Source organism: Actinomadura fibrosa, assembly GCF_900659615.1.
Taxonomy (GTDB): Bacteria; Actinomycetota; Actinomycetes; order Streptosporangiales; family Streptosporangiaceae; genus Spirillospora; species Spirillospora fibrosa.
In genome coordinates this window covers 45,319-69,111 of record NZ_CAACUY010000027.1, presented here as the reverse complement: position 1 = coordinate 69,111, position 23,793 = coordinate 45,319, and the positions used below count along the sequence as shown (strand labels likewise).

Genomic DNA, 23,793 nt, shown 5'->3' with positions numbered 1-23,793 from the left:
CGTGCCGGCGGGCCAGCGCCGACAGCCTGCGGACGGCGGCGGCGCCGGGCCGCTCCGGCGGGCGGAGCAGGACGAGGTCGACCGCCTCGACGAGCGCGGCGACCACGTCCGGCCAGCGCTCGCCGGGCTCGTCGACCAGCAGGAGGCGCTCCAGGGCGGCGCCCATCCCGGCGGCGGCGAGCACGCCGAAGTCGGGGACGCCGACGACGCCGCACCAGCCGCCCGTCCCGTCCGCGCCGCCGTGCCGGGACACGCCCGCGACGAGCGCCAGGCCGAGGGAGGACGCGCCGGGGCCGTCCAGGCCGACGGCCGAGCCGGGGCGGAGGCCGCCGCCGGGGATCACCGGGCGCAGCGCGGGCAGCACCGGAACCGTGTCGCGGGCGGGCGCGGGGGACGGCGCGGACAGGATGCCCGCCGGGTCCCGCAGGGCCGCCTCAGCCACCGTCGTCCCTCCTCTCACACGCCTGCACACAATGTCGAACACAGGTTCGACCCGTGTCAAGTTATCGCAGGTCAGAAAGTGTGCGGCGCGGGGTGGGGTGGGATCCGCGAAAGCCTTGCGGGACAGGGCTTCAGCGGCATTTCGGGGCAGAATGGACGGCATGGGAATCGATGTGCGGACGGTGGAGTGGACCGGCGGCGGGCTCCGGCTGCTCGACCAGACCGTCCTGCCGGACCGCGTGGAGTACCGCGTGATCGAAGATGTGGACGCGCTCGTCGACGCGATCCGCCGGCTCGTGGTGCGCGGGGCCCCGGCGCTGGGCGTGGCGGGCGCGTTCGGGGTCGCCGTCGCCCTGCGCCAGGCCGCCCGGGAGGGCTGGGACGCGGCGGCCCTGGACGCCGCGGTCACCCGCGTCCGGGAGGCCCGCCCGACGGCGGTCAACCTCGCGGCGGGCGTGGACCGGGTCCTGCCGTTCGCGCCGAAGGGCGCCGAGGCGGTCGCGGCCGAGGCCCAGGCCCTGCTGGAGGAGGACGTCCGGGGCAACCGGGCGATCGGGCGGCACGGCGCCGACTGGATCCTCGGCCGGTCGCCGGACCGCCCGCTGCGCGTCCTCACCCACTGCAACGCCGGGGCCCTCGCCACGGCCGGGTGGGGGACGGCGCTCGGCGTCGTCCGGGAGCTGCACGACCGCGGCCGCGTCGAGCTCGTCTACGTGGACGAGACGCGCCCGCTGCTGCAAGGGGCGCGGCTGACGGCCTGGGAGCTGGCCCGCGCCGGGATCCCGTGCGCCGTCCAGGCGGACGGGGCCGCGCCGAGCACGGTCCTGCGGGGCCTCGCCGACGTCGCGGTGATCGGCGCCGACCGGATCGCCGCCAACGGCGACACCGCGAACAAGATCGGCTCGGTGGGGGTGGCGCTGGCCTGCACGGCGGCCGGGATCCCCCTGGTCGTCGCGGCGCCGTGGAGCACCGTCGACCTGGCGCTGCCGGACGGCGGCGGCATCCCGATCGAGGAGCGGCCCGCCGCCGAGGTCCTCGGGTTCGGCCGGATCCGGACGGCCCCGGACGGCGTCGGCGCGTTCAACCCGGCCTTCGACGTCACGCCGGCCCGGCTGGTCACCGCGCTCGTCACCGAGACCGGTGTGCTGGAGGTGTCGGCGGGTACGACCCCCGACCGGGCCGCCCCGCGCTGAGCCTCCCGCGCTGCGCCTCCGGGCGGCCGGCACGCCGGACGCGTCCCGCGCGTCCCCACGCGGACAGGGAGCCCTCATGGGACTGACGGTCGCGGTGACCGGACCCACCGGAGAGATCGGCACCTCGGCGGTGCGCGCGCTGGAGGACGATCCGCGCGTCGAGCGCGTCCTCGGCATGGCGCGCCGCCCGTTCGACGCCCGCGCCCGGGGCTGGCGCAAGACCGAGTACCGGCAGGGCGACATCCTCGACCGGGCCGCCGTGGACGCGCTCGTCGCCCCGGCGGACGTGGTCGTCCACCTCGCCTACGTGATCCTGGGCTCGCACGAGGAGAGCGAGCGGACCAACCTCCGCGGCTCCCGCAACGTCTTCGAGGCCGCCGTGGCGGGCCCGCGGACCCGCCGCCTCGTCTACACCTCGTCCGTCGCGGCCTACGGCTACCACGCCGACAACCCGGTGCCGCTGACCGAGGACGTCCCGGCGCGCGGCTCGTCCGAGCACTACTACTCGGCGCAGAAGGCGGCGTGCGAGCGGCTCCTCCGCGAGATCACCGAAGGCGCCGCGAGTGGGCTGGACGTGTACGTGCTGCGGCCGTGCATCGTCGCCGGGCCCGAGGCGACCGTCCTGCTCCGGAACCTGCCCTGGGAGCAGGCCGCCCCGCACGTGCCCGAGCCGCTGCGGAGGGCGCTCGGGCTGGTGCCGGGGCTGAAGCCCGTTCTGCCGGACCCGGGGGTGCGGTTCCAGCTCGTCCACCCGGAGGACGTGGCGTCCGCGATCGCCGCCGCCGTCGCGGGGGACGGGCCGCCCGGCGCCTACAACCTGGCGGCGGACGACACGATCACCGTGGCGGAGTTCGCCCACGCCGTCGGCGCCTACGCGGTGCCGGTGCCGTCCGGGGTCGTGGGGCTGACGGCGGAGCTCGTCGGGCTGCTGCCGCTGATGCCCGCCAAGGCCGAGTGGATCCACGCGGTCCGGTACCCGATGCTCATGGACACCGCCAAGGCGCACCGCGACCTCGGCTGGACGCCCCGCCACACCGCCCACGACGCCCTCAAGGCCATGGCGTCCTGAGCCTCCGGCGGCCCCGGCCGGGACGAGGTGTCCCGGCCGGGGCTCGCGGGGGTCAGCGGGCGGAGAAGGAGTAGGTGGTGGCGGAGTCGAACGCCTGCCCGGGCCGCAGCACCGTGGACGGGAAGTTCGGCTGGTTGGGGGAGTCGGGGAAGTGCTGGGTCTCCAGCGCGAACCCGTCGCCCTGCCGGTAGACGCGGCCGCTCGTGCCGACGAGCGTCCCGTCCAGGAAGTTGCCGGAGTAGAACTGGATGCCCGGCTCGGTGGTGGTGATGTTCAGGACGCGGCCGGAGCGCGGGTCGGTCACCCGTGCCGCCTGCGTCGGCTCCCCGGGGCGGCGCTGGTCGAGCACGAAGTTGTGGTCGTAGCCCTGCCCGTAGAGGAGCTGCTGGTCGCCGACGCGGATCCGCTCGCCGATGGCGTGCGGGCGGGTGAAGTCGAACGGCGTGCCCTTCACCGGGGCGAGCTGCCCGGTGGGGATGAGCGTCGAGTCGACGGGCGTGAACCGCGAGGCGTTGAGCTGGAGGAGGTGGTCGTAGATGCCGCCGGTCCCCTCACCGGCGAGGTTGAAGTAGGAGTGGTTGGTCAGGTTGACCACGGTCGCCTTGTCCGTCGTCGCGTGGTAGGCGACGCGCAGCTCGTTCCCCTTGGTCAGGGTGTAGGTGACGGTGGTCTTGAGCGTGCCGGGGTAGTTCTCCTCGCCGTCCGGGCTGGTGTAGTCGAGACGGAGGCCGACGCTGCCGCCGCCGCTCACCGGCTGCGCCTTCCACACCTTCGTGTTGAAGCCCTTGAGCCCGCCGTGCAGGCTGTTGGGGTCGTTGTTGATGGCGAGCTGGTAGGTCTTCCCGTCCAGCGTGAACCGGCCCTTGGCGATGCGGTTGGCGTACCGGCCGATGATCGCGCCGAAGTAGGGGCCGCCGTTCTTGTCGACGTAGTCCTTCAGCGTGGCGAAGCCGAGCACCACGTTGGCGGTGCGGCCGCGCGCGTCCGGCGCCTCCAGCGTCTGGACGATGCCGCCGTACGTCAGGATCCGGACCCGCACGCCCTTCCCGCTGGTGAGGGTGTAGCGGTCCACTTTCGTGCCGTCGGCGAGCGCGCCGAACGGCTCCTTGGCGATGCTCGGGCCGGAGCCTACGCCGCCGGCGGGCTGGGCGCCGGCGGGGACCGCGGCGACGGCGAGCGCCGCGGCGGAGATCGCCGCTCCGGTGAGAGCGAGTAAGCCCTTCATGATCCTCCTCGGGTCACGGGGTGAGGGTGCGGGTGGCGGCCCGCAGGCTCGTGTAGAGCCGGGCTTCGTAGGCCCTGGCGGTCACCGGGTCGTGGTCGGTGAACAGGGCGTCGTGCAGGGCGGGGAGCCGCTGCGTGGCGTAACCGGTGTCGATGCCGGGCGCGTAGATCTGGTGCCGGTACCAGGGGCGGCCCGGCAGCCCGGCCCCGGTCAGCAGGTCCCGCTCGGCCTGCATGATCTTGTCGTTGAGGCGGCGGAACGCGGCCGTGTCGCCCCGGCGCAGGGCGTCGTCCGCGCGCGCTTGCAGGGCCTCCGCCGCCGCTTGCCACGCCTTGGCCTGCTGGACGTCGCGGGACACGTCCACGACGACGGAACCGAGCTTCTGGCGCTGCTCGTTGGTGAAGTCGGTGAGGTACGAGGCGGTCTCCGCGGCGTAGGGGCGGTACGTCAGCGGGACGACGTCGGCGTTCGCGAGCCGCAGCGCCGCGATGCCGACCAGCCGCGACATGGCAGCGTGGTACTCGAAGCCCGGGTCGCCGAACCGGGTCATCCAGTAGTGGTCGTCGCAGGAGCAGTGGTAGTTGCCCGCCGAGCCGGGCGACCCCGCGCCGAGGTCCATCGCGGGGACGCCGTAGCGCTGGAAGAACGCCTGGAAGTCCGAGCCGCCGCCGATCCGGTCGATCGGCGTCTGCCCGTCGTTCTGCGCCTTCCAGGCGTCGTAGACCGTCCCGCTCGTGCCGGGCCAGGCGACCTCCTTGGCCGCGTCGATCACCGACTGGTCCAGCGCGGGCGTCGCCGCCGCCCCGAACTCCGAGCCCCCGGCGCCGTCCATGTTGACGTACGCGACGGCGTTGCGGAGCCGTCCGGCCTGCTGCTCGGCGTACTCGGTGGAGCCGAACAGCCCGTACTCCTCGCCGTCCCACGTCGCGAGGACGATCGTCCGCTTCGGGCGCCAGCCCTGCTTCAGGAGCCGTCCGAGCGCGCGGCCCACCTGGAGCACGTTCTCGGCGCCGGAGAGGTTGTCGAGGCTGCCGTACGTCCACGCGTCATGGTGCGCGCCGAGGACGACCTCCTGGTCGGGACGCCGGCTGCCCGGGATGCGGACCGTCACGTCCCACAGGGGCCGCACCGAGAAGTCGTTCTTCAGGTCCAGGTGGACCTTGGTCCCGCCGGGCCCGAACCGGTAGGGGAACGGGAGCCCGCCCTGCCAGGTCTTCGGCACCTGCGTGCCCCGCAAGGCCCGCAGCAGCGGCTCGGCCGCCCCGTACGAGATCGGCGTCGTCGGGATGAGCCCCTTCAGCATCGGCGCCTCGGACGGCTTGACGCGCCGCGCGCCCTTCGTCGCGGGCCAGCCGGGCGTCAGCGGGTCCCCGGCCGCGAGCTGGATCTGCGCGATGCTGCCGCGCTGGATGCCGTCGGAGGCCCGCCACGGCCCGTCCGGATACACCGGCCCCCGGACGAAGCCGTCGTCGGCGGGGTCGGAGTAGATGAGCACGGCCCTGGCGCCCCGGCGGGCCGCCTCGCGCGGCTTGATCCCCCGGAACACCGCCCCGTACCGGACGAGGACGATCTTGCCCTGGACCGAGACGCCGCTCTCGGCCAGCAGGTCGAAGTCCTCCGGCCGCCCGTAGTTGGCGTACACGACCTCGCCCTGGACGTCCCCCGACGGCGACATGCCGTTGTGCCCGGGAATGACCTGGTCGAAGTGCTTCTGCCAGGGCCGCGGCTTCTCCTTGACGGGCAGGTCCAGCCGCCGCGGCGCCGTCATCTCCACGCTGACGCGCTTCGGCCGCGACAGGTAGGCGTAGTACGTCCGGACCTCGGGTTCCAGCCCGTAGGACCGGAGCCTCGCCACGATGCGGTCGACCCGGTGCCGGTCACCGGTCGTCGTCGTCAAGCCCGGCTCCGCCGACAGCTCGGCGTCGAGAGCCTGCCCCTCCTTCCCGGACGGGACGGCGCTCAGCAGCCTCTCGTACTGCCGCTGCCACCTCGCGTTCTCCGGTGTGAAGCCTGCGATCGGATCGGTCCCGGCGGGGGGCGCGGCCGAGGCCGGCGGAACGGCCGCCACGGTCGCCAGCGTGATGGCGGCAGCGCTCAGCGCGGCCAGGGCCGGGGTTCGGGAGCGGAACACCAGCGTTACCTCCCAGTACTCGCGGTACGGGTGCGCCCGGACCGTACGTCGCGATCACCCGGAGATCCAGATCTTGTGCCGGTTCCGGCCACCGCCGCGCGTCCGCCATCATGGGTTCCGTGACGACCCCCCAGGTGCCGGCAGCGCGGCCGGCGGTGCTGGAAGCCGTGCTGGAGCGCGTCACCTACGCCAACGAGGACACCGGCTACACCGTCGCCCGCGTCGCCACGGACAAGAGCGGCGCCGACCTGCTCACCGTCGTCGGCGCGCTGCTCGGCGCGCAGGTGGGCGAGAGCCTCCGCCTCACCGGCCGGTGGCGCTCGCACCCGAAGTACGGCAAGCAGTTCGAGGTCGACTCCTACACCACCGTCCTTCCCGCGACCGTGCAGGGCATCCGCCGCTACCTCGGCTCCGGCATGATCAAGGGGATCGGACCGGTCATGGCGGACCGCATGGTCGGCCACTTCGGCACCGACATCCTCCGCATCATCGAGGAGGAGCCCGCCCGCCTCGTCGAGGTCCCCGGCCTCGGCCCGAAGCGCACCAAGCGCATCGGCGAGGCGTGGGAGGAGCAGAAGGCCATCAAGGAGGTCATGGTCTTCCTCCAGAGCGTCGGCGTCTCCACCTCCCTCGCCGTCCGCATCTACAAGACCTACGGGGACGAGTCGGTCGACACCGTCCGCCGCCGCCCCTACCAGCTCGCCGCGGACGTCTGGGGCATCGGCTTCAAGACCGCCGACACGATCGCGCAGGCCGTCGGCATCCCGCACGACAGCCCCGAACGGATCAAGGCCGGGCTCCAGTACACGCTGTCCGAGGGCGCCGACGACGGCCACTGCTTCCTCCCCGAGCCCAACCTCGTCACCGCCGCGGAGAAGATCCTCGGCGTGCCGCGCGAGCTGATCGTCCCCGCCCTGGACGAGCTGGTCGCGGACGAGGGCGTCGTCCGCGAGCCGATCCCCGGCACCGGCGACGACGCCGCCACGATCCCCGCCGTCTACCTCGTCCCGTTCCACCGGGCCGAACGGTCCCTGGCCCGCGGCCTGCGCGACCTGCTCGACGCCCCGGACGACCGCCTCAAGGCGTTCGCGGACGTCGACTGGGACAAGGCCCTGCCCTGGCTCCGGCAGCGCACCGGCACCGCCCTCGCCGAGGAGCAGGAGCAGGCCGTGAAGCTGGCGCTGACGTCCAAGGTCGCCGTCCTCACCGGCGGACCGGGCTGCGGCAAGAGCTTCACCGTCCGCTCCGTCGTCGAGCTCGCCGCCGCCAAGAAGGCCAAGATCACCCTCGTGGCGCCCACCGGCCGCGCCGCCAAGCGCCTCGCCGAGCTCACCGGCCACGAGGCCGCGACCGTCCACCGGCTGCTCCAGCTACAGCCCGGCGGCGACGCCAAGTTCGACCAGGACAACCCCCTCGACGCCGACCTGGTCGTCGTCGACGAGAGCTCCATGGTCGACCTCATCCTCGCGAACAAGCTGGTCAAGGCCATCCCGCGCGGCGCGCACCTGCTGCTCGTCGGCGACGTCGACCAGCTCCCGTCCGTCGGCGCCGGCGAGGTCCTGGCCGACCTCCTCGCCGCCGACGCGATCCCGCGCGTCCGGCTCACGAAGATCTTCCGGCAGGCGCAGCAGTCCGGCATCGTCGTCAACGCGCACCGCGTCAACTCCGGCGAACCCCCGCACACCCGCGGCTACCCCGACTTCTTCCTGTTCCCCTGCGACGAGGCCGACGAGACCGCCGAGCTCACGGTGGACGTCATCGCCAACCGCATCCCCCGCAAGTTCGGCCTCGACCCCCGCCGCGACGTCCAGGTCATCGCCCCCATGCACCGCGGCGCCGCCGGGGCGGGCACCCTGAACACGCTGCTCCAGGAAGCCCTGACCCCGCACGACGAGAACCGCCCGGAACGCCGCTACGGCGGCCGCGTCTTCCGCGTCGGCGACAAGGTCACCCAGCTCCGCAACAACTACGACAAGGGCGAGGCCGGCGTCTTCAACGGCACCGTCGGCGTCGTCACCGCCGTCTCGCCCGAGGACCAGTCGCTCACCGTCCTGACCGACGAGGACGAGAGCATCGACTACGCCTTCGACGAGCTCGACGAGCTCGCCCACGCCTACGCGATCACGATCCACCGGTCCCAGGGCAGCGAGTACCCCGCCGTCGTCATCCCGCTGACGACCGGCTCATGGATGATGCTGCGCCGCAACCTGCTCTACACCGGCATCACCCGCGCGAAGAAACTCGTCGTCCTCGTCGGCTCCCGCCGGGCCCTCGCGGCGGCCGTCCGCACCCCCGGCGCGGGCCGCCGCCACACCGCCCTCGCGCACCGCCTCGCTCAGACGTAACGCCGCAGCTCCCAGGGATCGTGCGAGGAGAACACCTCCACGTCCCCCTCGGGATCGAGCACCAACTCCCTCAGCCTCGCGACCCCCTCCAACCGCTGCTCCCTATCGACCTCGCCCCCCATTTGGACGAGCTCCATCAGCGGATGCGTGACGGGCTCCGCCCGATCGACCTCCCCGTGGTACATGTACGCGTCCCCCGCGTGAAGCAGCCACCGGTCCCCGTCCCTTACCGCGACCCCGGCATGACCCGGCGTGTGCCCGTGCAGAGGAACCAACGCGATGTCCTCGTCCACCCCCTCAAGAGGCCGCACCCCGGCGAACCCCTTCCACACATCGCCGCCACCCTCGTAGGTGACCCACTTGGGCCCATGGGCGAGCTGCTTGGGCGTCTTGCCACCGTCAACCCGCTCCGCCTCGAACAGATGGACATCGGCCTCCGGGAAGTCACTGAGCCCCCCGGCATGGTCCCGATGCAGATGCGTCACCGCGATATGCCGGACGTCCTCCGGCTGATACCCGAGCGCCACGACCTGCCGCACGGCCGCCGCCCCCGGATCGAGCACAGGCCCTGCGATCTCGATCCAGTCATCATGCAGCCGCCCGGACGGATCCGCGATGTCCCCGAGCCCGATGCCCGCGTCCACGAGCACGAGCCCGGACGCGTCCGTCTCGGCGAGCAGCACATGCCCGACAGCCCGAGCGGCGCCTTCCCCGTCCACCGCCTCGATCTCCCGCAGAGGCGCACAATCAAGATGAAAAACGCGCATGAGAACCCCTTCGCAGCAACCGGTCGATCCCAGAACACCCCCAAACTAGACCGATCGGTCCAGCGGGCGCAATAGACCGGTCTACCTAGTCACGGATGCACTAGGTCTGCCGGTCACCTCCCCTGGGAGTCACCACCCCATCACCGCCCGATCCGCCGACCGGAACGTTCCGCTGCACTCCCCAACCACGCATGGCACGCGAGAACCCTTGGGCTCCTCCCCGGCGCAGCGACGAGAGGAGGCTGCCACCGATAGACTTGCCTGGTCAGGTCAGCGATCACTCATGAGGGGCTATGCCTGTTCCTGTCGAATGGTACAAGTGGGTCCCCGACCAGATCACCGCTGAGGATTACGAACGGTTGCCGGAGGACTTCTGCCGGTCCATTGAGGTGATCGACGGGCACATGGTGAAGTGTGAGAGTCCTTCACGCGTCCACAACCGAGTCGCTTACAACCTCACGACGGCGTTCAAGGCCGGTCGCAAGCCGGAGCCCTGCCTGATGGTGGAGGGCGACATCGACGTCCGGTTCAGCGATGTGCCGTTGAGCTTCCGCCGCCCTGACGTCGTCGTCTATCGCTGTATCCCGGACCACGAGCGCCTCTACAGCAAGGACACGCTGCTCGTTGTCGAGATCATCTCGCCAGAGAGTTCCTTCAAGACCGACACGGTCGAGAAGAAGGCCGCCTACGCCGATGCGGGGATTCCCGTTTATCTGATCGCCTTCCTCAATGCGGCGCAGGACGGCGTCGAGAAGATCGAGGAGTACTGGCTGAGCCCGTCCGGCACCTATCAGCTCGTCCAGTTGCACACCAGGCGCCTGACCATGGCCAACCCCGTTCCGCTCGATATCGGCTTCGCGCAACTCACCCAACCCTGATCGCCGGTCTCACCAGGAGCACCTATCGGTGCGCCGTGCGTGGTCACGTAGAGGCGAGGCCGAGGAGCGGTAGGCATGGTTCGAGGGCGTCGATGGTGACCGGGATGGTGCGGTGGTCGTCCCATGCGGTCCGGGTCAGCAGCAGTCGGCGGTCGATCGTCAGGGCGCCGCGGATGGCGCGGCGGTCGATGCCGTTGGGCTGGTAGCCGAGCTTGCGCGAGACGGCGTGGGAGGCGTGGTTGTCGGCGAACGCGCTGGAGACGGCTTCGTGCGCGCCGAGTCCGGCGAAGGCCAGGTGCAGCACGGCGGCGCGCATCTCGGTGCCGATGCCCTGCCCCTGGTGACGCCGTCCGAGCCAGGACCCGGTGGCCACCCGGCGGGTGATCGCGAAGTCCCGCGCACTGATCTCCTGCACCCCGACGGCCCTGCCGTCCAGGAACACCGCGAGGTCGAGCGACCACTCCTCCGGCGTCCAGGCCCCCAGTTGCGACCAGTGGTGCTGGACGACGCTCCGCGCGACCTCGGCGGCGGGCCGGTCGGTCCACGGCACCAGGAACGGCATCACCTCGGGATCGTGGACGCCCTTCGCCGCGACCTCGGCCAGTTCCGCGAGCTCTTCGGGCGACGGCAGCCGCAGCTCCAGCCGCGGGGTCCGCAGCCGCAAGCCGAACAGCGGGAAATGATCGACCAACATCACACCATCGTGGCCAACCCGCCGCCACGAATCACCCGGTTTTCCGCGGCCCGGCAACGTGCTCGGCGTGACGTACAGCCCGCAGTACCTCGACGTGCTGGCCCGGGTGGGGGCTAACCGAGGCGCCTGGAAGAAGTGACAACTCGATCCTGGCCGGGCGGGCGGATTTCACGCGAAGTGACATAGCTGCCGCGACTGAACCCTTGGCATGCTGTGCCGCGGGGCCAAGGAAATGGCCTAGCCAATTGGAGGAGATTTCATGCGTCGACCGCTTTTCGGACGTGAGTCCATCGCGTCCTTGACGATCAAACCGTTCGTCGTCGTGGCGGCGGCCGGCGTCGCTCTCTTCGCCGCGCCGGCGGCGGCGTCCGCCGCACCGACTGGCACGGTCACGCCGGTTCCCCGGGACCAGGCCGCGACCTCCGTCTCGGGCACCGCGAGCAGCGAGCGCGCCGGCGTCGGCATCGCCGCCGTCTTCGACTGCCGGTACTTCAGCCGCGCACCGTTCCAGGTGATCCAGTTCACCTGCCTGGTGCAGTCCGGTCACGTCATGACGGTCGTGAACTGCGCCGACGGTCGGCGGGCCCCCGCCTATACCGTGGGACCGAGTCCCAACTGGCAGACCTTCAGCATCAGCTGTGCCCCCGCCCAATTCACCACCTTCGACTACTACACGCGCGGCTGACATATTCCAGAAAGCCCGACGGAATCGCAGCACTTCCGTGAGCGGGGATCAGGAACGGGCGTAGCGTTCTATGGCTGTGAGGAGCAGGTCTTCGGCCAGGGCGTAGACGGCGTCTATCTCTTCCGAGGGGCCGGTGAAGCGGCCGTTCGCCTCGGAGGCGGCCAGGCCCATGCCGATCGTGTCCAGCAGGCGCTGGAGGGGCTGGACGATCTCCTCGGGGACGCCCGCGTCGCGGAGCATCGACTGGACGGCGTTGCGGGGGCGGCGGGCCTCGGGGGTGACGCTCGGGCGCATGAACAGCAGCAGGAACAGGTCGGGGTGGCGGCGGGCGATCTCGCGGATGCCGGTGCCGAAGGCGCGGAGGCGGTCCTGCCAGGGGAGGGCGGGGTCGTCGTCGGGCATCTCGCGCAGGAGGCGCTCGACGAGGCCGTCCAGGAGGCCCTGCTTGTCGCCGACGTAGCGGTAGAGGGCCATCGGGGTGACGCCGAGCCGGTCGGCGACGGCGCGCATGCTGACGGCGTCGAGGCCGCGGTCTTCGGCGAGGGCGAGGGTGGCGTCGAGCACCTCGTCGCGGGTGAGCCCGCGGGTGCCGCGACCGCGCTGGGCCGGGGTCTTCACGGATCGCAGTCTAGCGTTTAATATACGCCGTATATCTACGCCGTATATTTAAGGAGGCGGGACATGCCCGCCGGACGCCGCCCCGCCGTGACCGTGGCGCTCGCCTCGACCGCCGGATACCTGCTCGTCCTCGATCTGGTCGGGGTGAACGTCGCCCTGCCGGACCTTCAGCGGCGCCTGCACGCGGGGCTCGCCGAGGTGCAGTGGACGGTCGACGCCTACGCGCTGGCGCTCGCGGCGCTGCTGCTGCCCGCGGGCGCCCTGGCCGACCGGCTGGGGCGGCGGCGCCTGTTCCTGATCGGGCTCAGCGTGTTCACGGCGGCGTCGCTCGGCTGCGCGTGCGCGCCGTCCGCCCTGGCTCTGGTGTTGTGTCGGGCCGTGCAGGGGTGCGGTGCGGCCGTGCTGTACGGGACGGCGGCGCCGCTGATCGCGGCGGCGTTCCCGGCGGGGCCGTCCCGGAACCGGGCGCTCGGCGTGTTCGCCGCGGCGTCGGGCGGGGCCATCGCGACCGGGCCGCTGGCGGGCGGCGGGTTGACCGAGCTGTTCGGCTGGCGGGCCGTCTTCGTGCTCAACGTGCCGGTCGGGGTGCTGGCGCTGGCCGTGGCGGCCGGGGCGCTGCGCGAGTCGCGTGATCCGCGTCCGCGGCCGCTCGATCCCGTGGCGGCGGCGTCGCTCGCGAGTGCGCTCGGTGGTGCGATGTGGGTGCTGATCGAGGGGCCTCGTTTGGGGTGGACGGCGCCCGGCGTGATCGGCGGTGGGGCAGTGGCCGTTGTCGCCGCGGTGTTCCTGGTGGTCCGGCGTGTTCCGGATCCGATGATCGACCTGTCGCTGCTGCGGAACCGGCTGTACGCGGCCAACGCGTCGGCGGCGCTCGCGTCGCATGCGGCCGGAGCTGGGGCGCTCGGCTACTTCTCGCTGTACGTGCAGGGGCCGATGGGCACGCGTCCGGCGGTGGCGGGGCTGTGGTTCCTCACCTACAGCGTGCCCGCGCTGGCCGCGCCGCTGCTGCTCGGACGGGTCGCGCACCGCCTCCCGGCGGCCTGGCTCGTCGCGGCCGGTCCGCTGCTGACGGTGGTGTCGACGCTGCTGCTGGCCGCCTCGTACGGGACGGGTTTGTGGCCCGCGATGGTGCCGGGGTTCGCGGTCGGGGGCCTCGCGGGGGTCGGGAACCTCGTGTCCAGCCAGGTCGGGCTGGCGGCGGCGCCGCCGGAGCGCGCGGGCGTCGCGGCGGGCATCACGAACACGGCGAAGCAGCTCGGGATCGCGGTGGGCGTCGCGGTCCTCGGCGTCCCGTACCGGCTGGACGGGCTCGGCGCGATGCTCGTCACGGCCGCGTTGATCGCGCTGGTCGGCGCGCTGCCCGCGGTGTCCCTGGTGGTTCGCGGACGGCTACCCGCGGCAGTGGTCGGCCAGGGCGCCGAGCGCGTCGGCGATGCCGGCGCGTAGCTCCGGCGCGTGGACGAGGCCGTCCGGCCCCACGTCCGGGCGGGTCACGGGGATACGCGCGCAGGCGTCCTCGACGATCTCGGCGCTCGCGTAGCCGAGGACCTTGCGGAGCGAGGCGTGCGCGTCGGCGCCGCCGGCGGGCGCGGCGGGCGACGCGACGTTGATCCAGGCGGCGGGCTTCTCGTAGATCTCGCCGCCGCCGATCGTCCAGTCGAGGAGGTTCTTGAACGAGCCGGGCAGCGCGCCCGCGTACTCGGGCGTGCAGAACAGCAGGGCGTCGGCGGCGCCGATCGCCGCGCGGAGTTCGGCGACGGCGGGGTTCAGGGGCTCGCGGTCGTCGTCGGGGTTGAAGTGGGGGAGGGCGCCCATGCCCGTGTAGAGGGTGCCCTCGACCGCGGCGGGGGCCACGGCCAGCGCGGTGCGCAGCGCGGCCTCGTTGGTGGAGCCCGCGCGCAGGCTCCCGCAGATCATCAGCACCCGGATCGTTTCCATGATCGCCAGGGTATGCGTCAGTCCGCGAGGGTCAGCCGGTCGAGGCGGAGGCCGGTGAAGGCGTCGGCGGTGACGCCGCGGACGCGCCCGGACCACACGAGGTGGTCGTGCGCCGACCACAGCGGCAGGACGGGCATGTCGCGCAGCAGGGCGGTCTCGGCGAGCCGCGCCGGGATCACGCCGTCCTCGGGCGTGGCCGCCTTCTCGGCCTGCTCGACGAGGCCGGACGCGTAGGAGTCGCCGAAGTCGAGGAGCGGTGCCAAGGAGGCGACGGGCGCCGGGTACGCGGCGGTCGTGTGGACGGCGAACGGCCCGTCCACCGTGCGGTCGTCGAGCGCCTTCCGCAGGTCGGCGGGCCGGGGGCGCGCGTCGATCTTCAGCTCCTTGCGGAGCTGGCCGGCGACGGCCTTGACCCACGCGTCGTCCCCCGAGCCCGCCTGATACCAGAGGGACACCGGGCCGCCGAGCCCGCCCGCGTCGGTCAGCGCGGCGGACGCGGCCCGCCCGTCGTGGACGCACAGGCGGCACTGCCCGTCCCGGTGGCCGGGACGGATGCCGGGGGCGACCAGCGCGTCGGCGGGGGAGTATTGGCGGCCGAGGACCCCGTCCGTCACGGCGGGACGGTCGATGGCCATCGACATCGCCTGGCGGAGCGTGGGCGACGAGAGCCGCTTCACCCAGCCCGGGAACGCCAGGTACGTCATGGTCCTGCCCGGCACCACGAGGTGGCGTGTCCGGAAGTCGGCGTCCATCGACTCGTGCCGCGCGGCCGGGACCGCGGTGGCGACGTCGAGGTCGCCTCCCTCCGCGGCCGCGTACTGCTCCGCCGCGTCCGGCATCGCCTTGACGACGACGGCCCGGCCACCGGACGGGCGCCGCAGCTCGATCTCGCCGCCCTTGCGCGCCGCGACCCGGAGCGGGCCGTTGCCGACCGGGTTCCGTGCGTAGGACGCCCAGTCGTGGGAGCGCAGCACGGCGTCCGGCATCGGGAGGAACGCGGGGTCGGCGAGCAGCGCCGGGAACCCGTTCAGCGGACGGTCGAGCGTGACCTCGAACGTCCGGTCGTCCTTCACCGTCAGCCCCGGCACCTCGCCGTCCTTCGCGACGTGCCCGGCGCCCTTGACGCGGGCCACGTCGGCGATCAGGCGGGCGCCCGTCCAGCCTTCGCGGAGCACGGCCGTCCAGGCGTCGGTGAACGAGCGGGACGTGACGGGCGATCCGTCGTGGAATCTCCCGCCGGGACGCAGCCGGACCGTCCAGACTCGCCGGTCCGGGCTCGTGACCGACTCCGCCGCCGCCGGGACGGGCGCGCCGGACGCGGGGTCGGCGGCGGTCAGCCCGGTCCACACCGCGTTCGCGATCATCCGTCCGGTCGCGTCGCGGACGTCGCCGGGCAGCAGCGTGGCGGGCGCGGGCGCGCCCACCGAGATCCGCGGATCGGCCGGGTCGCTCCACGCCCGAAGGGCCGCGAGGGGGGCCAGCAGCACGCCGACGGCCCCGGCGACCAGGGCGGCGGTGCGCGTGGCGCTCTTCAACGGCCTCTCCCGGGAGCAGGGGGCGGGACGCCGCAGAGCGTACGGCACGATCACCGGACGCGGAAGCGCCGCGACAGGCGCCACGGTCCTTACGGTGCTGAGTCCGATTCGTGACCCGCGCCCCGGTTGATCTTGTGTGGTCCGCTGGTCACACTGGGCCCTGCGGAACGCACCCGAACTGGAGGCGCCATGCTCCCCCGCTCCTCACGGCTCTCCCACCGGTCACGTCCGGCGAAGCGGCTCCTCCAGGGCGGCGGCGCCGTCGCGGCGGCCGTGGCGCTGACGGCCGGGACCGCGTGGGCCTGCCCGCCCGAACCCGGCTACTCCACGGCCGCGAAGACCACGGCGGCGGACGGGCAGGGCGAGGGGCAGGGCGGCGCGCGGGCCGGCGGCCACGCCTCGCACGGCCACCGCGCGTCCACGGCCGCCTCGGACACCGAGTCGGTCAAGGGGGTGCGGCGGGTCGGCGGGACCTCCGACGCCAAGGGCGCCATCTCGCTGGTGTTCCTCGACTACGGGCACGGCCGGGGCAAGCGGACGATCATGTACGCGACCGGCCAGTTCGGGCTGAAGGCCTACGACATCACCGCCGACCCGCGCGTGCCGAAGCTCGTCGGGCAGCTCAGCATGCCCGGCATGTGGGAGACCGAGGACACCGACGTCGACGCCGAGCGGAAGATCATCTACCTGTCGCGGGACCCGCGCGCGTTCGGCGGCAACACCGCCACCGGCGAGTCCGGCGTCTACGTGGTGGACGCGTCCAAGCCGGAGAGCCTGCGGCAGCTCACGTACGTGCAGGTCCCGGCCGGGCACACGACCACCTGCGTCAACGACTGCCGGTACCTGTGGACGGGCGGCCCCGCCAAGGCCAGCTGGATGCCCGCCGACTGGGGCGGGCGCCCCGTCTGGGTCACCGACGTCCGGAACCCCGCGAAGCCGAAGGTGGACCCGGACCCGATCGACACCGGGCGCAACGACGGCAAGACCGACTACACGCACGACATCCAGGTCGACTCGGACGGCGTCGCCTGGGCGTCCGGACGCGGCGGGGTGCGCGGCTACTACACGAGCGGCCGCCACTACGACCCGCTGAAGCGGAAGTGGCGCCGGGCGACCGCGTTCGACCCCGTCCCGTACGCGGGCGGTGGGCTCGACGAGGCCACCACGCACTCCACGTTCATGCACAACAGCTACCGGGCGGTCGGCTCGACGCGGAACCAGGCCGCCGACCCGCGCAGGTGGGGCAACGGCAAGCTGCTGTACATCACCGAGGAGACCTTCAACGAAGGCTGCGCGAACGACGGGCTGCTCGTCATCGCGTCGCTGAGCGGGTCCTACAACGGTGAGGGGTGGCGGTCCACGCCGGACAGGAAGTTCCGCCTCAACACCGTCGCCACGTGGGGCGTCGCGGGCAAGGAGGGCAGCGACCCCGATCCCGCGCAGGACGACTGCTCGGCGCACTACTTCGACGTCCGCGACGGCGTGATCGCGCAGTCGTTCTACTCGCAGGGGACGCGCTTCCTCGACGTCCGCGACCCCACGAACCCGCGGCAGGTCGCCTACTACCGGCCCGCCGACGCCGCGTCCTGGCAGCCCTACTGGCACGGCAGGTACGTGTACGTCGCCGACAACACGCGCGGCATCGACGTCCTGGAGCCGACCTTCCGCTGACCCGCCGCGCGGTGGCCGAACACCGCGGGCCGCGGGTCACTCGCGGAAGTGGTAGGGGCTGTCGGCGTCGCGGGCGTTGCGCTCGGCGGCGGCCACCGCCGACTCGGCCGCCCTGCGGAGCTGGTGCCCCGCCTGCCGGACGACGTTCACCGGGCGCTCGGGCAGGTGCCGCTCCACGGCGCGGTGCCGCCGCCACTGCTCGCGGGCGCGGGAGCGGTGCTCGACGCGCAGGTGCTCGATGAGGCGGTCGATGTCCATGCTGACCTCGCCGTACAGCGGCCACAGGTCGCCCGCGGCGGCGCGCGCGTGCAGCTCGCGGGTCAGCCGGGCGCGGCGCTCGCGGGCGATGTCGACGCGCACCTCCAGCTCCTGCTCGGCCTTGAACGGGCGGGCGTCGCGGTCCAGGTCGGAGCGGGCGAGGCGGCCGTAGGCGACGATGCTGTCGGCGATGCCCTCCAGCGCGTCCGCGAGCTGCGGCCGCAGGCGGGCGTCGCGCAGCAGCCGGCCGTGCGCGCCGAGCCGCTCGTCGTCGGCGAGGGACCGGGTCAGGCCGCGCAGCGACAGCGTGAAGTGCTCCATCGTCTCGATGGCGTTGCGCAGCGCGACGCCCGCGTCCACGAGCCGCCGGGCGCGCGGGTTGAGCCGGACGCTCTCCTCGGCGGCGCCGAGCGCCTGGTCGGTGCTGACGATGTCGCGGGCGAGGCGCTCGGCCTCGCGCTGCCACCGCTCCGCCTCCCCGGTGGCGGGATCGCCCCGCAGGTCGCGGGCGATGTCGCCGATGAGCGCCGCCAGCCGGTCGGTGATCTGCTGGACGGCCTGCTCGGCGGGCCGGACCCGCACCGACGGCGCGACGAGCGTCGCGACCAGCCCCGTCCCGGCGCCGACGAGGGTCTCCAGGACGCGGTCGGCGGCGGCGGACTCGCTGGCGGAGCCCAGCGCGAAGATGAGCATCGCGCTGATCGGCACCTCCAGCACGTGCTCGCCGAGGCGCAGCAGGTGCCCGATGGTGAGCGCGGCGCCGATCGTGAGGCCGAGCGTCCACCAGGAGAACCCGATGGTGCCGGCGAACAGCACCGCCACGAGCACCCCCGAGGTCACCGAGAGGACCCGCAGGACGCTCGACTTGATCGTCTGGTAGACGGAGTACTGGACGACGAGCAGCGCCGTCAGCGGGGCCAGCAGCGGCTGCGGCCCGCCGGCGGGCAGCACCGCGAGCGCCGCCACGAAGGCGAGGACGGCGGTCGCGGTCAGCCGGGCGATGCGGAAGACGGTGGACTGCACCTCCGTCGCCACCTGGAGGCGCGGGTGGCCGTCGGTGCGGCGGCCGGAACGGAAAAAGGCGAAGGACATGGTGCGTACAGTCAATGGTGCGTAGAGGTCTCTCGTCGCGGTACGGGTCACGCCCCGGCCGCGGGCGGCGGTCCGGGACGGTGTTCGCGTTGCCGGGCGTACCGGGCGGACACTCTTCACTCAATAGGATTCGCGCCCACCATCTTCCCGCGTCCGCGCAAATCTGCGGCAAAACCACGTGATCCCGGCCTCACCCACCCGCCACCGGGTCAGGTGCGGTGGCGGGCGCGGAAGGCGGCGACGTTGGTCCGGTTGGCGCACGTCTCGGAGCAGAAGCGGCGGCGGCCCGCGCGCGAGGTGTCGGCGTAGACGCGGTCGCAGCCGTCCGCGGCGCAGACGCCCGTCCGGGTGAGGCCGTGCTCGACGACCAGCTCGGCGAGGTTCATCAGCGTGGTGGCGCGGAAGCGGTCCGGCAGCCGGGACGACGGCGGCGCGTAGTGGATGTGCAGCCCGTGCGGCTCGTGGTCGGACAGGTGCGGGTGCATCGGCACGGCCAGCATCAGCCCGTTCAGCAGCGCCATCGCCTCCTCGACGCCGGACGCCTCGAAGAACGGGCGGAGCGTCCGCCCCCAGCGGCGGAAGTCGTCGGCGTCGCGGGTGTCGAACTGCTGCCAGAAGAACTCGTTGTCGCGCAGGAGGGCGCGCAGCGCGCCGTCGGAGTCATCACCGCCCGTGCTGGTCACGGCGTTGACGAGCGCGACGGCCGCGGCCACCCCGTGGCTCCTGTACCCAGTGATCCGCATTGCCCCGGCTCCCGCCTCCGTGCCATGCTGTATCCGACATCTTAGTTTTAAGCCTTACAGAGCATCATAATCCGTGAGGACGCGACGGTGGAGGAATGCCCGCGCTGCGGCTGGCCCCAGACCGAGGTGTACGAGGTGCTCTCCCGGCATCTGACGTCGGAGGGCGTGGTGACCTACACCCGCTGCGCCTGCGGCGAGATGCAGGTGCGCGTGCAGCCGTTCGACGCCGGCACCGTGATCGCCTGCCAGGGGGACGCGCCTCCCGCCTCATCCTGACGGGGCCCGGTCAGTGCCGCCAGCGGGTCACGGCGGCCACCTCCTGCGGCGTCGCCCCGTCCAGCAGCGCGATCTCGCCGCGGCGGACCGTCGCGACCGTGTCGGCCGCGGCCTCGCCGAGCGCCTCCCGCAGGACGGTGTCCGCCTCGAACGCCGCCACCGCGTCCGCCAGCGACGACGGCAGCGGCTCGATGCCGCGGGCCGCGCGCTCGTCCGGGGACAGCAGGCCGGGGTCGACGCCGATCGGCTCGGGAAGCGTCAGCTCCGCGCCGATCCCGTGCCGTCCCGCCGCGAGGAGCGCGGCCAGCGCCAGGTAGGGGTTCGCGGCGCCGTCGAAGCACTTGACCTCCAGGTTCGCCGCGCCCGCGCGCTCGCCCTCGGCGCCGGTGATGAACCGCAGCGCCGCCTCGCGGTTCTCCGGTCCCCAGCAGGCGAACGCGCCCGCCCAGTGGGACGGGACGAGCCGCAGGTAGCTCGCGACCGCCGGCGCGCCCACGGCGAGGAGCGCGGGAAGGCGCTCCAGGATCCCGGCCGCGAACGCCTCCCCGGCGGCCGTCATCCCGGCCGCGCCGTCACCCCCCGCCATCGCGTTGACCGGCCCCCGCCCACCCGCGGCGAAAAGGCTCTCCCTGCCGGCACGCCCCTCCCCGCCCGCGCGTCCCTCCGCGCCGACGAGGCCCTCCGAGCCTCCGTGGGCTTCGGTGCCGTCCTGCCACAGGCTTAGGTGGACGTGGGCGCCGTTGCCGACCGTGTCCGCCTCGACCTTCGGGGAGAACGAGGCGACCATGTCGTGCGCCATCGACACGGCCCGGATCGTCTCCCTGACCAGGACGGCGGTGTCGGCGGCACCGACCGGGTCCTCGGCGGCGACCGAGATCTCGTACTGGCCGGCGGCGTACTCGGGGTGGAGCTGCTCGACGGCGACGCCCGACGCGGCGAGGGCCTTCAGCAGGTCCCGCAGGTAGCCGGACAGTTCGCTGATCCGCGTCATCCCGTACGCGGGGCCGTGGCAGGCGGGGGAGAAGTCGTCGCCGCCGCTCTCCGACACCGCCCACTCGATCTCGAACGCGGCCCGCACGGACCGGCCGTCCGCCGCGAGCCGCGCCGCCTCCCGGGTGAGGAGCGCCCGCGCGTCCAGGGGGTGGACGGTGCCGTCCTGCGCGTACCGGGTGGCGGGCGCGTGGGCCCAGCCGGGCAATGCAGCCATGGGGACGAGCCGGTCCAGCGCGGGGTGGAGCCGCAGGTCGCCGGTGGGGCCGCCCACGTACCGGCCGGAGACGATGGAGTCGTCCAGGAGGAAGACGTCGAACACCGGGGACATGCCGACGCCCCACGCGGCGGCGTGCTCCAGCCGGCTCACCGGGACGGTCTTCGTCCGCGTGATGCCGCTGACGTCCACCCAGGTGAGCGCGACCGCGACGATGTCCTCGCCGGCGAGCCGGCGGGCGGCCTCGGCGGCCCGGGCGCCGAGCCTGGCGCGGGCGGGCCCGTCGAGGACGGCGGGATGTCCGGAATCTTCCATGTGGGTGCTCCTGACCGGAGGTGACGGCGTCGGACGGCGGGCGCGCGGTGTGGCGCGGCGTGCGGTGGGGGGCACTACAGGATCGTAGGGAGAACGACCGGGCGTTTCAGGGAAGGGAAGGGACGGGTGTCGTGCTCGAATGGCTGGAGTCGCTGCCGCTGGCCGACCACCACTGCCACGGCGTGCTGGACCGCGATCTCGACCGTCCGGCGTTCGAGGCGCTGCTGACCGAGGCGGAGACGGGCGGGCCGCCGGGGACGAGCCCGTTCGACTCGCAGGTCGGCTTCGCGCTGCGGCGGTGGTGCCCGCCCGTCCTCGGCCTGGACGCGCACGCGGAGCCGGACGACTACCTGGCCCGGCGCGCCGAGCTGGGCGCGGCCGAGGTGAACCGCCGGTTCCTGGAGGCCGCCGGCCTGGACGTCCTCTGCGTGGACACCGGCTACACGCCGAGCGCGATCCTCGATCCGCCCGAGCTCGGACGGCTCGCGGGGGCGGAGGCGTACGAGATCGTCCGGCTGGAGCGGGTGGCGGAGGACGCCGCCTCGTCCGGTGTGTCCGCCGAGGGGTTCGCGGACGAGGTGCGCGCCAGGGTCGCCGAGCGGGCCGCGACCGCCGTGGGCGCGAAGTCCATCGCCGCGTACCGCGCGGGGCTGGAGCTGTCGGGCGAGCGCCCGCGCGACGCGGAGGTGGCCGCCGCGGCGGGACGACTGCTGCGCGCGGCGGCGACCTCGGCGCCGCGCGTCTGCGACGAGGTCCTGCACCGGTTCCTCGTCTGGTGCGCGGTGGACGCGGGACTGCCGGTGCAGTTCCACGTCGGGCTCGGGGACGTGGACGCCGACCTGCGGCGCGGCGACCCGCTCCTGCTCATCGAGCTGCTGCGGGCGATGGACGCCGCCGGGACGCCCGCGATGCTGCTGCACAACTATCCGTTCCACCGGCACGCGGGCTACCTCGCGCAGGTGCTCCCGAACGTGTACGTGGACGCCGGGCTCGCCACCCACAACCTCGGCCACCGCGCCCCGGCGCTGATCGCCGAGCTGCTGGAGCTGGCGCCGTTCGGGAAGGTGCTGTACTCCTCCGACGCGTTCGGCCTGGCCGAGTTCTACCACCTCGGCGCGCTGCTGTTCCGCCGGGGCCTCGCCGGGATGCTCGCCGGGGGCGCCGACGACGGCGCCTGGACGCCCGCGGACGCCCGCCGCGTCGCCGCCCTCGTCGCGTCCGGCAACGCCCGCAGGATCTACGGCCTCCGGGCCCGCGCTACGCTCGCCGCACCGCAGGAGTGATCATCGGGAGGTGGGGGGGATGGCCGGACCCGAGCGGCTGCTCGTCATCGGAGGCGACGCGGCGGGGATGAGCGCGGCGTCGCAGGCGCGCCGGCGGCGCGGGGCGGACGATCTGGCGATCACCGTCCTGGAGCGGGGCCGCTACGCGTCCTACTCGGCGTGCGGCATCCCGTACCTGGTGGGCGGCGCGGTCGAGGACGCCGACCAGCTGATCGCGCGGACGCCCGCCGAGTTCCGCGACAACGACATCGACCTGCGGCTCCGACGCGAGGCGACGGAGATCGACCTCGACGGCGGCCGGGTCCGCGTCCGCGACCTGGACGGGGGCGGCGAGGCATGGGAGCCCTACGACCAGCTTGTGATCGCGACCGGTGCGGTGCCCGCGCGTCCCAAGCTGCCCGGGGCGGACGCGGAGGGCGTCCACGGCGTGCAGGTGCTGGAGGACGGCATCCGCCTCCGCCGCGTCCTGGACGAGGACGGGCCGCGCCGGGCGGTCGTCGTCGGCGGCGGCTACATCGGGCTGGAGATGGCCGAGGCGCTGGTGTCGCGGGGCCTGGAGGTGGCCCTCGTGGACGCCGCCGAGCAGCCGATGGGCACCCTCGACCCGGACATGGGCGCGCTGGTCGCCGACGCGATGCGCGGCATCGGCGTCGAGCTGCACCTGGGCGAGCCCGTCGAGGGCTTCGACACCGAGTCCGGGCACGTGACCGCCGTCCGCACGCGGGAGTCGGTGCTGCCCGCCGACCTGGTCGTCCTCGGGCTCGGGGTGCGGCCCGCGTCCGACCTGGCCCGCGCGGCGGGGATCGAGGTCGGCCCGACCGGCGGCATCGTCACCGACCGGCGGATGCGGACCCGCGCCGAGGGCGTCTGGGCGGCGGGCGACTGCGTCGAGAGCCGGCACCTCGTGTCGGGCGCGCCCGTCGCGATCGCGCTCGGCACGCACGCCAACAAGCAGGGCCGGATCGCGGGGATCAACATCGGCGGCGGGTACGCGACGTTCCCCGGCGTGATCGGCACCGCGGTCTCCAAGATCTGCCAGTACGAGGTCGCGCGCACCGGCCTGAACGAGCGGGAGGCCGCCGCCGCCGGGTTCTCGACGGTGACCGCGCTGATCGAGTCCACGACCCGCGCCGGGTACTACCCGGGCGCCGTCACGATGAAGACGAAGCTGATCGCCGAGCGCCGCTCCGGCCGCCTGCTCGGCGGGCAGATCGTCGGCGAGGAGAACGCCGCCAAGCGCATCGACGGCCTGGCCATCGCGCTGTGGAACGGCATGACGGTCGAGGAGATGACGGGGCTCGACCTCGGCTACGCCCCGCCCTACGCGCCCGTGTGGGACCCGATCCTCGTCGCCGCCCGCAAGGCCGCCGACCTCGTCGAACGGGACGTCCGCAAGGGTTCCTGACCGGCCTTCGCCGTTCCCGGTCGG

Annotated in this window: 21 protein-coding genes; 10 read left to right on the top strand and 11 right to left on the bottom strand. The window is 73.5% G+C overall.

All coding sequences use genetic code 11. From position 1 onward, the window contains the following. Nucleotides 1–442: DnaE2-dependent mutagenesis accessory factor ImuA' (gene imuA' / locus E1300_RS13020; protein WP_503104933.1), on the bottom strand; the 442-nt coding region annotated here is incomplete at its 3' end. A gap of 160 nt (nucleotides 443–602) precedes the next feature. Between imuA' and mtnA the strand changes: the two genes are divergently transcribed. Both mtnA and E1300_RS13010 read left to right on the top strand, forming a co-directional pair. Next, nucleotides 603–1,634: an S-methyl-5-thioribose-1-phosphate isomerase gene (gene mtnA, locus E1300_RS13015; protein ID WP_131757239.1), complete on the top strand. Its 1,032-nt coding sequence runs from the start codon at nucleotides 603–605 to the stop codon at nucleotides 1,632–1,634. Nucleotides 1,635–1,710: 76 nt separating this feature from the next. After that, nucleotides 1,711–2,703: an NAD-dependent epimerase/dehydratase family protein gene (locus E1300_RS13010; protein ID WP_131757238.1), complete on the top strand. Its 993-nt coding sequence runs from the start codon at nucleotides 1,711–1,713 to the stop codon at nucleotides 2,701–2,703. A gap of 52 nt (nucleotides 2,704–2,755) precedes the next feature. Here the strand turns inward: E1300_RS13010 and E1300_RS13005 are convergent, their stop codons facing one another. Together E1300_RS13005 and E1300_RS13000 are read right to left on the bottom strand one after the other, a co-directional pair. After that, a complete protein-coding gene (locus tag E1300_RS13005; protein ID WP_131757237.1) occupies nucleotides 2,756–3,928 on the bottom strand; it encodes an aldose epimerase family protein in 1,173 nt (390 codons plus the stop codon). 13 nt (nucleotides 3,929–3,941) lie between these two features. Continuing rightward, nucleotides 3,942–6,059 carry a M28 family peptidase gene (locus E1300_RS13000; protein WP_131757236.1) on the bottom strand — a complete coding sequence of 706 codons (2,118 nt, stop codon included), beginning with the start codon at nucleotides 6,057–6,059 and terminating at the stop codon, nucleotides 3,942–3,944. Nucleotides 6,060–6,178: 119 nt separating this feature from the next. Between E1300_RS13000 and recD2 the strand changes: the two genes are divergently transcribed. Further along, the gene (gene recD2, locus E1300_RS12995) at nucleotides 6,179–8,404 is read left to right on the top strand and encodes an SF1B family DNA helicase RecD2 (RefSeq protein WP_242619121.1); all 2,226 of its coding nucleotides are present in this window, start codon (nucleotides 6,179–6,181) and stop codon (nucleotides 8,402–8,404) included. Here the strand turns inward: recD2 and E1300_RS12990 are convergent. Then, on the bottom strand, nucleotides 8,395–9,087 hold the full coding sequence (locus tag E1300_RS12990) for an MBL fold metallo-hydrolase (protein WP_242619120.1): 693 nt from the start codon (nucleotides 9,085–9,087) through the stop codon (nucleotides 8,395–8,397). The genes recD2 and E1300_RS12990 overlap by 10 nt on opposite strands. A 377-nt stretch (nucleotides 9,088–9,464) precedes the next feature. Here E1300_RS12990 and E1300_RS12985 point away from each other — a divergent pair, with 377 nt between their 5' ends. Further along, nucleotides 9,465–10,049, top strand: a complete 585-nt coding sequence (locus E1300_RS12985; protein WP_131757233.1) for a Uma2 family endonuclease — start codon at nucleotides 9,465–9,467, stop codon at nucleotides 10,047–10,049. Between the two features lie 43 nt (nucleotides 10,050–10,092). On the opposite strand, the gene E1300_RS12980 is transcribed toward E1300_RS12985, so the two are convergent. Then, complete coding sequence (locus E1300_RS12980; protein ID WP_131757232.1) at nucleotides 10,093–10,743, bottom strand: GNAT family N-acetyltransferase; 651 nt, start codon at nucleotides 10,741–10,743, stop codon at nucleotides 10,093–10,095. A 259-nt stretch (nucleotides 10,744–11,002) separates the two neighbouring features. Here E1300_RS12980 and E1300_RS12975 point away from each other — a divergent pair, with 259 nt between their 5' ends. Then, nucleotides 11,003–11,428, top strand: a complete 426-nt coding sequence (locus tag E1300_RS12975; RefSeq protein WP_131757231.1) for a hypothetical protein — start codon at nucleotides 11,003–11,005, stop codon at nucleotides 11,426–11,428. Nucleotides 11,429–11,476: 48 nt separating this feature from the next. Here the strand turns inward: E1300_RS12975 and E1300_RS12970 are convergent, their stop codons facing one another. Continuing rightward, on the bottom strand, nucleotides 11,477–12,046 hold the full coding sequence (locus E1300_RS12970; protein ID WP_207399687.1) for a TetR/AcrR family transcriptional regulator: 570 nt from the start codon (nucleotides 12,044–12,046) through the stop codon (nucleotides 11,477–11,479). A 63-nt stretch (nucleotides 12,047–12,109) separates the two neighbouring features. On the opposite strand from E1300_RS12970, the gene E1300_RS12965 reads away from it, so the two are divergent. Next, on the top strand, nucleotides 12,110–13,492 hold the full coding sequence (locus E1300_RS12965; protein WP_131757230.1) for an MFS transporter: 1,383 nt from the start codon (nucleotides 12,110–12,112) through the stop codon (nucleotides 13,490–13,492). Here E1300_RS12965 and E1300_RS12960 read toward each other — a convergent pair. Together E1300_RS12960 and E1300_RS12955 are read right to left on the bottom strand one after the other, a co-directional pair. Beyond that, the gene (locus E1300_RS12960; RefSeq protein ID WP_131757229.1) at nucleotides 13,436–13,984 is read right to left on the bottom strand and encodes an NADPH-dependent FMN reductase; all 549 of its coding nucleotides are present in this window, start codon (nucleotides 13,982–13,984) and stop codon (nucleotides 13,436–13,438) included. The two genes, E1300_RS12965 and E1300_RS12960, sit on opposite strands and share 57 nt — an antisense overlap. A gap of 17 nt (nucleotides 13,985–14,001) precedes the next feature. Then, the gene (locus E1300_RS12955) at nucleotides 14,002–15,519 is read right to left on the bottom strand and encodes a peptide ABC transporter substrate-binding protein (protein WP_131757228.1); all 1,518 of its coding nucleotides are present in this window, start codon (nucleotides 15,517–15,519) and stop codon (nucleotides 14,002–14,004) included. A gap of 189 nt (nucleotides 15,520–15,708) precedes the next feature. Here E1300_RS12955 and E1300_RS12950 point away from each other — a divergent pair, with 189 nt between their 5' ends. Then, entirely contained in the window at nucleotides 15,709–17,190 is a 1,482-nt protein-coding gene (locus E1300_RS12950; RefSeq protein WP_131757227.1) for an LVIVD repeat-containing protein, read from the top strand. A 36-nt stretch (nucleotides 17,191–17,226) separates the two neighbouring features. Here E1300_RS12950 and E1300_RS12945 read toward each other — a convergent pair whose 3' ends face one another. Together E1300_RS12945 and E1300_RS52390 are read right to left on the bottom strand one after the other, a co-directional pair. Further along, nucleotides 17,227–18,540 (bottom strand): FUSC family protein, encoded by a 1,314-nt coding sequence (locus E1300_RS12945; protein ID WP_131757226.1) that lies wholly within the window; start codon nucleotides 18,538–18,540, stop codon nucleotides 17,227–17,229. A gap of 209 nt (nucleotides 18,541–18,749) precedes the next feature. After that, the gene (locus tag E1300_RS52390; RefSeq protein ID WP_242619119.1) at nucleotides 18,750–19,253 is read right to left on the bottom strand and encodes a CGNR zinc finger domain-containing protein; all 504 of its coding nucleotides are present in this window, start codon (nucleotides 19,251–19,253) and stop codon (nucleotides 18,750–18,752) included. A 117-nt stretch (nucleotides 19,254–19,370) separates the two neighbouring features. On the opposite strand from E1300_RS52390, the gene E1300_RS12935 reads away from it, so the two are divergent. Then, nucleotides 19,371–19,559: a hypothetical protein gene (locus E1300_RS12935; protein ID WP_131757225.1), complete on the top strand. Its 189-nt coding sequence runs from the start codon at nucleotides 19,371–19,373 to the stop codon at nucleotides 19,557–19,559. Between the two features lie 10 nt (nucleotides 19,560–19,569). Here E1300_RS12935 and E1300_RS12930 read toward each other — a convergent pair whose 3' ends face one another. Beyond that, complete coding sequence (locus E1300_RS12930) at nucleotides 19,570–21,081, bottom strand: type I glutamate--ammonia ligase (RefSeq protein WP_131757224.1); 1,512 nt, start codon at nucleotides 21,079–21,081, stop codon at nucleotides 19,570–19,572. Nucleotides 21,082–21,212: 131 nt separating this feature from the next. Here E1300_RS12930 and E1300_RS12925 point away from each other — a divergent pair, with 131 nt between their 5' ends. Beyond that, complete coding sequence (locus tag E1300_RS12925) at nucleotides 21,213–22,364, top strand: amidohydrolase family protein (RefSeq protein WP_131757223.1); 1,152 nt, start codon at nucleotides 21,213–21,215, stop codon at nucleotides 22,362–22,364. 19 nt (nucleotides 22,365–22,383) lie between these two features. Next, on the top strand, nucleotides 22,384–23,769 hold the full coding sequence (locus tag E1300_RS12920) for an FAD-dependent oxidoreductase (protein WP_131757222.1): 1,386 nt from the start codon (nucleotides 22,384–22,386) through the stop codon (nucleotides 23,767–23,769). The last annotated feature ends 24 nt before the right edge of the window (nucleotides 23,770–23,793 follow it).